At 54.1% G+C, this 12,300-nt stretch carries 11 protein-coding genes and 1 tRNA gene; 8 read left to right on the top strand and 4 right to left on the bottom strand.

Annotated features, from left to right (window positions below; all coding sequences use genetic code 11):
• Together PORUE0001_RS01880 and PORUE0001_RS01885 are read left to right on the top strand one after the other, a co-directional pair.
• The coding region (locus PORUE0001_RS01880) for a hypothetical protein (protein ID WP_039865299.1) at positions 1-304 on the top strand (304 nt) is incomplete at its 5' end.
• A 120-nt stretch (positions 305-424) separates the two neighbouring features.
• Positions 425-497, top strand: a tRNA-Lys gene (locus tag PORUE0001_RS01885).
• A 390-nt stretch (positions 498-887) separates the two neighbouring features.
• Here PORUE0001_RS01885 and PORUE0001_RS01890 read toward each other — a convergent pair.
• Complete coding sequence (locus tag PORUE0001_RS01890; RefSeq protein ID WP_007364772.1) at positions 888-1,772, bottom strand: helix-turn-helix transcriptional regulator; 885 nt, start codon at positions 1,770-1,772, stop codon at positions 888-890.
• Between the two features lie 1,196 nt (positions 1,773-2,968).
• Between PORUE0001_RS01890 and PORUE0001_RS09965 the strand changes: the two genes are divergently transcribed.
• From PORUE0001_RS09965 to PORUE0001_RS01910, 5 genes are all read left to right on the top strand, one after another.
• On the top strand, positions 2,969-3,169 hold the full coding sequence (locus tag PORUE0001_RS09965; RefSeq protein WP_007364776.1) for a PspC domain-containing protein: 201 nt from the start codon (positions 2,969-2,971) through the stop codon (positions 3,167-3,169).
• Between the two features lie 30 nt (positions 3,170-3,199).
• Positions 3,200-3,868 carry a MarR family winged helix-turn-helix transcriptional regulator gene (locus PORUE0001_RS01895; RefSeq protein ID WP_007364771.1) on the top strand — a complete coding sequence of 223 codons (669 nt, stop codon included), beginning with the start codon at positions 3,200-3,202 and terminating at the stop codon, positions 3,866-3,868.
• 35 nt (positions 3,869-3,903) lie between these two features.
• Entirely contained in the window at positions 3,904-5,715 is a 1,812-nt protein-coding gene (locus tag PORUE0001_RS01900; RefSeq protein WP_007364780.1) for an AMP-dependent synthetase/ligase, read from the top strand.
• A gap of 78 nt (positions 5,716-5,793) precedes the next feature.
• Positions 5,794-6,916, top strand: a protein-coding gene (prfB, locus tag PORUE0001_RS01905) for a peptide chain release factor 2 (protein ID WP_100067362.1) whose coding sequence is annotated in 2 segments (ribosomal slippage) — positions 5,794-5,856 and positions 5,858-6,916 — 1,122 coding nt in all. Because the reading frame shifts where the segments join, the coding sequence is not laid out codon by codon here.
• A 13-nt stretch (positions 6,917-6,929) separates the two neighbouring features.
• A complete protein-coding gene (locus PORUE0001_RS01910; RefSeq protein ID WP_007364773.1) occupies positions 6,930-8,747 on the top strand; it encodes a DNA topoisomerase 3 in 1,818 nt (605 codons plus the stop codon).
• Between the two features lie 24 nt (positions 8,748-8,771).
• Here PORUE0001_RS01910 and nth read toward each other — a convergent pair whose 3' ends face one another.
• From nth to PORUE0001_RS01925, 3 genes are all read right to left on the bottom strand, one after another.
• Complete coding sequence (nth, locus tag PORUE0001_RS01915) at positions 8,772-9,416, bottom strand: endonuclease III (protein WP_007364777.1); 645 nt, start codon at positions 9,414-9,416, stop codon at positions 8,772-8,774.
• Positions 9,417-9,430: 14 nt separating this feature from the next.
• Positions 9,431-10,456, bottom strand: a complete 1,026-nt coding sequence (gene pheS / locus PORUE0001_RS01920; protein ID WP_007364775.1) for a phenylalanine--tRNA ligase subunit alpha — start codon at positions 10,454-10,456, stop codon at positions 9,431-9,433.
• Positions 10,457-10,559: 103 nt separating this feature from the next.
• A complete protein-coding gene (locus PORUE0001_RS01925) occupies positions 10,560-10,898 on the bottom strand; it encodes a T9SS type A sorting domain-containing protein (RefSeq protein WP_007364779.1) in 339 nt (112 codons plus the stop codon).
• A gap of 811 nt (positions 10,899-11,709) precedes the next feature.
• On the opposite strand from PORUE0001_RS01925, the gene PORUE0001_RS11080 reads away from it, so the two are divergent.
• Complete coding sequence (locus tag PORUE0001_RS11080; protein ID WP_007364774.1) at positions 11,710-12,300, top strand: leucine-rich repeat domain-containing protein; 591 nt, start codon at positions 11,710-11,712, stop codon at positions 12,298-12,300.

Genomic DNA, 12,300 nt, shown 5'->3' on the forward strand with positions numbered 1-12,300 from the left:
CCCTACAACCGTTACACGTCTCGCCTTGACACAACGGACGCACGACCGTGCGTCCCTACAACCGTTACACGTCTCGCTGTACTACAACGGACGCACGACCGTGCGTCCCTACGACCGTTACTCGTCTCGCTTTGACGGAGACGGACGCACGACCGTGCGTCCCTACAACCGTTACTCGTCTCGCTTTGACACAACGGACGCCCTCTCGCTAGAGACTCCTGTGCATTCCTACGGTTTCCATCGCAACGCGCTCTATCTATGTACGATATCGCTCGTGCTCCCATGTACCCCGCAAACCTCTTAAAGGAGGAAATCAGCGGATTGCGAAAAAAGTTGCCCCAAGTGCTTGCAGTATTCAGAAAAAGTTGTACCTTTGCATCACAGTTCAGGAAGGAAGCCCCTATGGCACTCCAGAATGAAGCTTGACTTCGTAGCTCAGTTGGTAGAGCAACTGACTCTTAATCAGTGGGTCGAGGGTTCGAGCCCCTCCGAGGTCACGTTTAATCATAGTTCAATTGAGAGAAGCCTCTTGCATCTAGCAAGGGGCTTTTTCTTTTTCCCCAGAGCCTTCTGATGACCGAGTCGTAGGTCGCACAGGACGGGTAGCCCGTCGCCAGGACACACAGTGAGACTGTTGCAAAAGTCAACAGTCTCACAATCTTGCTTGCAAGATTATCCTGACTTTGCAGAAAGGATGAAGCGCAAGGCGCTGAGGGTGGTCTGAAGGGATCATACCTCCGTATGTGACCGAAGCCGAATCCCGAAAGCAACACAGCGATTCGCCTTTATGCAACAGTCTCTGTAAGCGCCTAGCGAGAGGTCGTAGCTACAGGCTAGACGTAAGGGAGGATTATAAGTTATGACGTAATGGACGGTAGCGAGCTCGCCTAGTCGTTGTCGCTACTTCTCAGTAGCAGCTCCTCCGAGGATGTACCCTCCTGCAGGGTGCGACGAAGATTAGAGGGCGAGAGACCGAAGTTTTTCGAACAGTAGCGTGAGAAGGTAGACTGCGAGTTGAAGGATAGCTGGCTGGCTATCTCACCGATGGAGAGGTCGTAGTCCTGTATGAGGAAGAGGATCTGCTTATTACTCTGCATACGTATCCACTGCTCTGGCGATGTGCCAAACTCCTCTCTAAAGCGCTTGTAAAAAGCGGAGGTGGACATATAGACGCGCTCGGCTAGTTCGGAGACCCTCGCATTGCAGGTGAAAGCGCTGATCACATCGTTGTGGAACTTGGACTCGCCTAGGATAGGCCACAAGAAGGCGGCCAGCTCCTCACGACTGTAGTAAGCTCGTAGATTCCAGAAAAGCTCCTTGATCTTTAGCTCGTGGAGGTAAGCACACAGCGCCTGATCATTGAGGTAGATGGCGAGCGTGCCCAGTAGCGAGTGTATAGCCCCGCGCACCTCTAGAGGCTCAGGGGCGTAGGCGACCTCTTGCCTGAGTTGCTGTAGCTGCTGTAGCGAGATCTTGTCACAGATGAAATCAACAACGTCAAAGTAAGCGTCCAGTAGCTCACCATCACCACTAAATATGGCAGTCATCGAAGTACCCCGAGGGATAAACTTCATCTGCCCCTCGTGTAGCTCCCACAGTTCGTCAGCTATAGCCAGACGCACCGATCCTCTTGTGCAGAAGAGGATAGCGTGGAACTCCGTTATCCCTCGATAGGTGCTCTGGTCGGCAGCGTCGACACGGAGCCACCCACTATTGGCATGCGTCGCATAGTGGTGACAGGAGAGATGCTCTGGAGGGTCAAATAATGCCATAAAGTCTTCTGAAGGTTAATGTATCAAGCGTGTTAATGAGATGTCCCTGCGAAGCTCTACCTAGAGAGTCTAGCGACTTGAAGTCTCATGCAGTGTGACTTACCAGTCCGCCATGAAGGTCTCTGGTAGCGCACTCCTCCTACTGATCCAGCAAGATAGACCACGCAAGGTTGTTCCTCATTTACCCGCCCAAAGAGGTAGGACAGTCCGCCCTTAAAAAGGACACAGACCACACTTCTCTTCTCTAATACAAAGATAGTAAAAATATCTGTAACATCAAACCAAGACCAGCGGAATCGGAGCGATCTGTGCGTCCGTTGTAGTACAGCAAGACAAGTAACGGTTGTAGAAACGCACGGTCGAGCGTCCGTTGTGTCAAAGGTTACAGCATCCGCTGTCGAACGATGAGACGAGTAACGGCTGTAGGGACGCTCGACCGAGCGTCCGTTGTGTCAAAGGTTACAGCGTTGAAGTTTTAACGGGGACGGACGCACGACCGTGCGTCCCTACTTTAACTTTGCAGAGTGAAAAGAAATCGACCCGAGATTAGGTCAGTTGAACGGGTTGTTCTTACAGCCGTTACTCGGCTCGTCGTTCGGGGACGGACGCACGACCGTGCGTCCCTACAACCGTTACTCGTCTCAAGGCACTCCAATGCACTCCGAGGACCCTGGCACCACACTTCCGAGGAAATCGAAATTGCCTCGGTAGAAAATGGAAATCCTCCACGGAGGCATAAAAAAATTTATCGGAACTTTGATTTGCTTCTTCCGAAGTTTCATTTCATTCTTCCGAACTTTTATTTCCCGGCTCCGTGAAGAATTTTCGTTTGCTCGCTGGAGATTTCTGATTTCCTACCGAGGGGAGAGATGAGAGGTGAGAGATGAGAAGCTAGAGATTAGAGGTTAGAGATTAGAAAAACAGAGATCAGAGCAATCTGAGCAATCAGAGCAATCGGAGCAATCGGAGCAATCAGAGCCATCGGATACGTGCAACTCAAAATTCTAATCTCTAGCCTCTCACCTCTAATCTCTAACTTCTAACCTCTAACCTCTCACCTCTAACTTCTAACCTCTAGCCTCTAACTCTCTCTCAGCGAAGTCTAGAACTTTTTGTACATTTGTAGTGAATTGAGCGTAGCTTGACTAGACAGAGCTACGACAGACCTTGTCAATTAGCTGAGTATCACTATAGTTATGACCAACAATAAGAGACTCTACCGATCTCGCGAAGCTATGATCGGTGGTGTGTGCGGAGGCATTGCAGATTACTTCGGCTGGGATCCAACTGTCGTACGGCTCATATACTTAGTGGCAACTTGTTCGACCGCCTTTGCGGGACTCCCCATCTATATCCTATTATGGATAGTCGTCCCGCGACAGAGATATCGCAACTAACAAAAAAACCTTTTGAAAGCATAGCACAATATGAGTTACCCATTACTACATGAGTTACTTGATCTAGTTGAGAGGTACGAAGAGTTTCGTGGCAATGCTGAGCAGTCAATGAGCAACTTCTTGCGCTTTGCTGATCAGTCTCTTGAGCAGCAAGCATCCACCGAGGAGTCTAAGACGGGCTCAAAGGGGGATGCCTATCTTAATGCGGTGATAGCACGTGACATAAGCTTCGTATACCGCTACATGCGCTACCTCGTGCGTAAGGCTATCAAAGACACGCCCCTACAGACCATCGACGAGTACTCTTATCTCATCACGCTGATGGCCAAGGGCGAGATGACCAAGACCGAGCTCAACAACTACAACGTCGTCGAGAAGACCTCTGGCAGTGAGATCATTCGTCGTCTACTCAAGAGCGGTCTGATCTCGCAGACTCGCAATCTGGAGGATCGTCGTAGCCTACTCCTATCGATCACCCCCGAGGGCCGCAAGGTGGTCAAAGAGCTACTACCTCGCATGCAGCAGAGTAGCGACCTACTCCTACGCGACCTGTCATGGGATCAGAAGATATTCCTCCATACCCTTCACGAGCAGCTCTACGAGAGCAATCACCCGCTCTTCCTGACGGAGCGCGACACCGACCTAGAGGAGCTACTCAAGAAGGTGCCCATCAAGCAAGCTACACGTCCTAACAAGTAGACTCTAATATCTAACCTCTAACTTCTACCCAAGCCATGAATCATCTGAGCGATCTGCTCAAGCTCTTTGCCACCACTTATCGGCACAAGTCTCTCCTACGCTATATGGATCGTACGGCGGAGGAACGCTGGCATGAGTGGACTGGTGAGCAGCTGACGGAGCATGCGATGCTGGCAGCGCAGGCATTGGTACGCGCTGGTGTCAAGCCAGGCGACTGCGTGGCGCTCTACACGCAAAACATGATGGAGGGCATCATTACCGAGCTCGGACTGATGGCGATACGGGCTGTCTGCGTACCGCTCTACGCCACTTGCTCGCCCGAGCAGGTAGCCTTCATCACGGAGCATGCTAGCATCCAGTTGATCCTCGTGGGGGAGCAGTTTCAGTACAACAATGTCTACCCGCTCCTAGCGACACACCCTACGCTACGCCATATGGTTATCCTAGACGAGCGGGTGGTACGTGATCCGTCTGATGAGCGAAGTGAGTACTTTGACACCTTCCTCTCGATGGGTGATGCGATGCCCTACGAGACGGAGGTGCGGGCACAGCTAGGGGCTGGGACTCCAGACGAGACGGCGGTCATCATTTACACCTCAGGCACTACGGGTACGCCCAAGGGGGTGCAGATCACCCATCACATGATCCTCACACAGGTGGAGCGGCACCAGAATCTCTTCCCGACGCTGGGAGATCACGATGTCTCGGTCAACTTCCTCCCGCTGAGCCATGTCTTTGAGAAGCTCTGGGTCTACTACTGTCTTGCCACAGGTATCAAAGTGGCGGTCGTGACCTATCCAAAGCGCATCATGGAGCTGATGCCTCAGATACGTCCCACGGTGATGTGCAATGTGCCGCGCTACTGGGAGAAAGTATACCAAGGCGTGCAGGAGCATATCGAGCGGTCGAAGCCTGTGATGCAGCGCATCTACAGGAAGGCACTACGTGTGGGGCACAAGTACCATATAGGCTACCGTATCCATGGCCTCAAAGCGCCCTGGGGACTACGCATATCCAATGCTTTCTACCGCTACACGGTCTTCTATATATTGAAGCGTGTCCTAGGCTTGGAGCGGGGTCGCTTCTTCCCGACGGCGGGAGCTCCGCTTTCGAATGAGATCAACGAGTTCTTGCAATCGGCTGGCTTTAACATAGTGGTCGGCTATGGGCTCTCCGAGTCAGCTGCGACGGTCTCTTGCTACCTACCTGGGCACTATGTGATAGGCTCCGTGGGTGAGGTAGTGCCAGGCGTAGAGGTGCGCATTGACCCTGAGACTCAGGAGATACAGCTACGTGGCGATACGATCACGCCAGGCTACTATCATAATGACGAGGCGAATGCAACAGCCTTCACTGAGGATGGATGGTTTCGCACGGGCGATGCGGGACGACTGGAGGGGCGTACGCTCTATTACACTGAGCGGATCAAAGAGCTCTACAAGACGAGCAATGGTAAGTACATAGCGCCACAACAAGTCGAGGCGCTGCTGAGTAGCAGTCCGCTCATTGAGCAGTGCGCTGTGGTGGCTGATCAGAGAAAGTTTGTCGCAGCGCTGATCTATCCGAACTACGAGCAGCTCCGTCGTCGGCTCCGTGAGCGTGGTCAAGAGACGCTGGCGGATCTCCCCACGGCCGAGCTAGCGCAGCGTAGCGAGGTGTGCGACATGTTGCTAAGTCACATAGAGCCGTTGCAGGCGCACTTGGCGGGCTTTGAGAAGGTCAAGCGCATTGCGCTACTGGCCGAGCCTTTCACCATTGAGGCTGGTACGCTGACACCGACGCTGAAGCTGAAGCGTAAGGCGATCCTCGAGCAGTACGCCGAGCTGATCGAAAAGCTGTACCTTTGACCTCCCAATTGACACAATAAATAAAGGGGCGCACGCCACACTTTCGTGGTATACGCCCTCGGATAGACACATATTATTATGATAACACAGGACCAACTAGCAGAGCTGTTGGAGCGCACGAAGGCGCTGGGGAGGTATCTTTGACATCGACCAGCGACGTGTCCAACTAGAAGAAGAGGAGCTCCGGACACAAGCTCCAGACTTTTGGGATGATGTGCCACGCGCCCAGCAGCAGATGCGACGTGTGGGCGAGATACGCTCATGGATCGAAGCTTTTGAAGCGGTCGATGCGGCTACGCAGGAGGTAGCTCTGGCGTACGACTTTTACAAAGAGGAGGCGGTCGAGGAGCAAGATGTGGACGATGCCTACGCTCGTGCCATCAAGCTGGTCGAAGACCTCGAGCTACGCAACATGCTGAGCGCTGAGGAGGACCGCCTAGGCGCTGTCCTCAAGGTCAATGCGGGTGCTGGTGGCACCGAGAGCCAGGACTGGGCCTCCATGCTGGTGCGTATGTACCAGCGCTGGGCGGAGCGCTCGGGCTATAAGGTGACCATCACCAACTGGCAGGACGGCGACGATGCGGGTGTCAAGACGGTCACCATGCAGATCGAGGGCGAGCTGGCTTACGGCTTCCTCAAGAGCGAAAACGGTGTGCATCGTCTCGTACGTGTCTCCCCATACAATGCACAGGGCAAGCGAATGACCTCCTTTGCCTCGGTCTTTGTCGTACCCCTCGTGGACGACTCGATAGAGGTGGAGGTGAACCCCGCCTTGCTCTCGTGGGATACGTTCCGCTCCAGTGGCGCTGGTGGGCAAAATGTCAACAAAGTGGAGACGGGCGTCCGCCTGCACTACCAATACACCGACCCCGACACGGGAGTGCCTGAGGAGATTGTCATCGAAAACACCGAGACGCGCTCTCAACTGGAGAATCGTGAGAACGCTCTGCGCCTCCTACGCTCGCAACTCTACGACAAAGAGCTGGAGCGCCGTCGTGCAGCTCAGAATGAAGTTGAGGCAAATAAGAAGAAGATCGAGTGGGGCTCTCAGATACGTAGCTACGTCTTCGACGATCGCCGTGTCAAGGACCACCGTACGGGCTATCAGACTTCCGATGTCAACGGAGTAATGGATGGCGACATCGATGCTTTTATCAAGGCTTACCTGATGCAGACGGGAGCTGGCGCAACCAATGAGTAAGTTTGACTGACCTATGATCGTCTGCATTGCTGAGAAACCGTCCGTAGCGCGTGACATAGCCAAGATACTCGGAGCTACCGAAGCTCGCTCGGGCTATATCGAGGGCAATGGCTATGCGGTCACTTGGACCTACGGTCACCTCTGCACGCTCAAGGAACCAGAGGACTACCAGAGCAATTGGCAGGGGTGGCGCCTCGCTTCGCTACCTATGATCCCAGAGCGCTTCGGCATCAAGCTGATCCACGAGGAGCATATCGAGCGACAGTTTGCCGTGATTCAGGGACTAGTCTCACAAGCAGAGCGGGTGATCAACTGTGGCGATGCGGGCCAAGAGGGCGAGCTGATACAGCGCTGGGTGCTTCAACTGGCGGGTTGTACCTGTCCCGTGGAGCGTCTCTGGATCTCCTCGCTGACGGACCAGTCGATCCGCGAGGGCTTCGCCAATTTGCGCCCCAGCAAAGATCTAGACACGCTCTACCATGCAGGCTTAGCACGAGCCATCGGCGACTGGCTCCTAGGGATCAATGGCACTCGTCTCTACACCCTCACCGACCGCTACAGTAGCAGGCAGCGAGGCGTTCGATCCGTGGGGCGTGTGCAGACGCCAACGCTGGCGCTCGTCGTGGATAGGCAGGCGGAGATCGAGAGCTTCGTACCCGTCACCACTTACGAGATGCAGACCACCTACCGCGGGACGCTCTTTAGAGCAGACACGACACAGGAAGTCGAGGTGACCTTTGCCGAGCGACAGCATGTCGAGGAGCTCATCGAGCGGATCGCTAAGGAGCCCCTCGTCGTACAGGCGGTCGAGCAGAAGAAGTCGACCGAGTACCCGCCACGCCTCTTCGACCTCACCTCCCTACAGGTGGAGGCAAATAAGAAGTTTGGCTTCACGGCCGAGCAGACGCTCCGACTCATACAGTCCCTTTACGAAAAGAAGGTGACCACCTACCCACGTGTCGACACCACCTTCCTCCCCGAAGACCAATACCCCAAGGTGGGCGAGACGCTTCAAGGCATCGCTCGCCACGCTAAGCTCGGGGGCTTCATCGCTCCGCTACTGAGTAGTGGCAAGCCACTGAAGAAGAGCAAGAAGGTCTTTGACAATAAGAAGATCACCGACCACCACGCCATCATCCCGACGGGACAGCTGAGCAGTGGACTCACGCCCGACGAGGAGCAGATCTACCTCCTCGTGGCGCTGCGCTACATCGCTGCTTTCTACCCCGATGCTAAGGTCTCGACGACCACCGTGCGCGCCACCGTCGAGGAGTACCCGCTACGTGCTTCCGGCAAAACGATCCTCGTCGAGGGATGGCGCGAGGTGCTTAAGCCTGACAGTGGCAAAGAGGGCGACGACACCTCGGATGGGGCTAAAGATAAGGAGCAGACACTCCCCCCCTTCAAGGAAGGCGAGTCAGGGCCCCACGAACCGACAATCCGTGAGAGCACCTCTACACCTCCACGCTACTATACCGAGGCGACCCTCCTACGGGCTATGGAGACAGCGGGCAAAGGGGTCGAAGACGAAGAGCTACGGGATGCACTCAAGATGAACGGCATCGGTCGCCCCTCCACCCGCGCAGCCATCATCGAGACACTCTTCAAGCGTGGCTACATAGTCCGTGAGGGCAAGTCGCTACGCGCTACGCCAGCGGGCATACAGCTGATCGAGTCAATACAAGACCCGCTCCTCAAGAGCGTCGAGCTGACAGGTCGCTGGGAGCTCAAGCTGCGTCAGATAGAGAGCCGCGAGTACGACCCTGGGCAGTTTCTCAACGAACTCAAAGCACAGGTCACCGCCCTCGTCACCGAGGTGCGGGGATTCTAAAGTTTAGCTGTTGGCGGTTGGCTGTTAGCTTTTGGCTGTGGCGTAATGGCGACAGCAGGCGGTGAGGGTGCACTCATCGCAGAGCGGTTTGCGCGCTTTGCAGATGTAACGGCCTAGCAGGATAAGCTGATGATGCGCCCGTATGAGTTGCTCACGAGGTATGCGTCGCCTGAGCGCTTGCTCGACAGCTAAGGGCGTGGTGGCTCGTGAGGAGGCGAGACCAATGCGCTTGGCAACACGAAAGACATGCGTATCAACAGGCATCGCTGGCGTATCAAAGCAGACGGCCAGCATCACGCTGGCACTCTTACGCCCTACGCCTGGGAGCGCCTCTAGCTCTTCACGCGTAGAGGGGACGACGCCGTGATGCTCCTGAGCGATCCGCTCGGAGAGTCCGATGAGGTGCTTCGCCTTATTGTTTGGATAGCTCACACTCCCCATGAAAGCGAGCAGATCATCGACCGAAGCGCGCGCCATCGCCTCGGGCGTCGGGAAGTGCGCCATCAGCTGCGGGGTCACCATGTTGACCCGCTTGTCAGTGCACTGTGCCGAGAGGACGACCGCCACGAGTAGACTGAAGGGGTCGTGATAGATAAGCTCCGTATCGGCGTTGGGATAGAGCTTGGTCAGCCCTTCCAGAGCCAAGCCGTAGCGTTCGTCTAGAGTCACTTTCGGAGGAGCCTTTAGAGGGGTGTGGTGTGTGCGGTAAACTGCGAGAGGAAGTCTAGATTGTTTTCCGAGAAGTAGCGTAAATCCTTCACATTGTACTTAAGATTGGCAATGCGCTCCACGCCTAGTCCGAAGGCGTAGCCACTGTAGACGGAGCTATCGATGCCACAATTCTCCAGCACGTTGGGATCGACCATGCCACAGCCTAGGATCTCGACCCAACCCGTATGCTTGCAGAAGCCACAACCCTCGCCATGGCAAAGCCCGCAGGAGATATCCATCTCAGCGCTCGGCTCGGTAAAGGGGAAGTAGGACGGGCGCAAGCGGATCTGTGTATCAGCGCCAAAAAGCGACTGAGCGAAGAAAAGCAACGCCTCTCTGAGGTCCGCGTAGCTCACGTTGCGATCAATGTATAGTCCCTCGATCTGGTGAAAGAAGCAGTGAGCACGAGCGGATATAGCCTCATTGCGATAGACGCGCCCAGGGCAGAGGACGCGTATGGGTGGCTCTTGGCTCTTCATGACACGCGTCTGGACGGAGGAGGTGTGAGTGCGAAGCAAGATATTGCTCTTGTGATCCACAAAGAAAGTGTCCTGCATGTCTCGTGCGGGGTGGTCTGGCGGGAAGTTGAGCGCCTCAAAGACGTGCCAGTCATCCTCCACCTCAGGCCCCTCAGCTATGCTAAAGCCCATGCGCTCGAAGATATTACAAATCTCCTCCTGTATGAGTGTGAGCGGATGACGAGAGCCTAGCGGATAAGGCACCGCAGGACGGGTCAGGTCGATCGTCTGCTGTACAGACTGCGTAGCGACAGAGGCTAGGAGCTCCTTGATACGTGCAGTGGCCTCTTGCTTGAGCTGATTGAGAGTTGCTCCGAGCTGGCGCTTTTCCTCAGGAGGAAGCTGACGAAATGCCTCAAAGAGCTGAGTAATACGACCTTTCTTACCTAGATAAGCTATGCGTAGCTGCTCTGCCTCCTCGGGCGTAGAGGCTACGAGGTGGGCAAGAGCCGATTGTAATTGCTGGATTTGATCAAGCATAGATGGGATATATAAGAAAGAGAGCTACCCGCTACGTCAAGCTAGCGCATGAGCGTAGCGTGACGCAGATAGCTCTCAACGAATGGGCTACATATAGTATATATTAGCGTATGACTACCTTGAGCGTATAGGTCTCTCCCTGCACGACGATGCGCACGAGATAGACTCCTGAAGGCAGGTGCTCATTGCGCACTTCCTGCCCCATGACGTTGAAGACCTGCATCTGATCATACTCGCAGAGCGGTACGATGGCACCGTCACGCACCTCTACCTGAGGCGCTGACTGCTCTAGCGCTGAGGGCTGTGACGCCACAACGACGAGGCTCTGGTCAGATAGCAACTGACGCTCGGTAGCCTCGCTCTTGTCACTAGCCAAGGCGCTGCAAGGTACTAGTAGAGCGCAAACGACGAGGGTGTATATAATATGTAGTATTTGCTTCATAGGCATATAGTCACTAGTAGTAGTGGCAAATATACAAACAACTTTTGAGATAGCGCTCATTTCGGGCAGGTGCAAATCTCACGAGTTGCAACCTGTAGTGGCACACCTGCTCGCTCGCATCTCCCGCCTCGCATCTCTCCCCTCGGTAGGAAATCGGAAATCTCCAGTGAGGAAACGAAAATTCTCCACGGAGCGCCGAAATAAAAGTTCGGAAGAATGAAATGAAACTTCGGAAGAAGCAAATCAAAGTTCCGAAGAATTTTTTTATGCCTCCGTGGAGGATTTCCATTTTCCACCGAGGCAATTTCAATTTCCTCGGAGGTGTGGTGTCAGGGTCCTCGGAGTGCGTCGAAGTGCATCGGGACGAGTAACGGCTGTAGAGACGCTCGGGACGAGTAACCCCGTGTAGGGACGCACGATCTGTGCGTCCGTCGTAGAACGACATGACATGCAACTCAGTAACCTTTAACGGGGACGGACGCCCTCCCGCTAGACACTCCCGAGCGTCCCTACAACCGTTACTCGTCCCGACAAGTCGTTACCCGTCCGATAGCTCTGATAGCTCCGACACCTCCGATAGCTCCGATCTTCCCTCTAACCTCTCCCCTCTAATTTCTCCCCTCTAATTTCTCCCCTCTAATTTCTCCCCTCTAACCTCTAATTTCTACTCTCTCTCCCCTCCCTCTCTTGCTCAACTCAAAATAAAGGTATAACTTCGTAGAAAATACAACTTACCCAGCCAAGCTCTCTCAGCTCCCCGTCACGCTACAACTAATCACTAACTACTAATCACTATCTACTTAACTACGCTATGAGCAAACAACTACGCATCTGGCTTTTCGTCCTCCTCAGCACGCTCCTCACCTCCACCACTCTCCCCGCCGAGGGCGTCATCACTATGACTACTTCCAAGTCCGTCGGAGAAACAATCGAATTGGGGATCTCAGCCAAAGGCAACATCTCCATCGATGGAGTCCTAGAGACTGGGAAAACGAACAGGTACGGTTTCAAGTACTACACAATCAAAAGCCAGAGGATTACCATTCAAGGCGATGTAACAACGCTTTACTGCTATAAGAATCAACTGACCAGCTTGGACGTGTCGAGTTGTATCGCCTTGACAAATCTTTACTGCGATGAAAATCAGCTGACTGGCTTGGATGTATCACAGAATACCGCCTTGACAAAGCTTGGATGCGGGAACAACCAGCTGACCAGCTTAAATGTTTCGAGCTGTACCGCCTTGACAGAGCTTTGGTGTCATCATAATCAACTGACCAGCTTGGACGTGTCAAAGAATACCGCCTTGACAAAGTTTGTATGCAATGAAAATCAGCTGACTAACTTGGACGTATCACAAAATACCGCCTTGAAAACGCTTGGATGCGGAAAAACCAGCTGA

It is taken from the genome of Porphyromonas uenonis 60-3 (assembly GCF_000174775.1).
In the GTDB taxonomy this organism is placed as follows: domain Bacteria; phylum Bacteroidota; class Bacteroidia; order Bacteroidales; family Porphyromonadaceae; genus Porphyromonas; species Porphyromonas uenonis_A.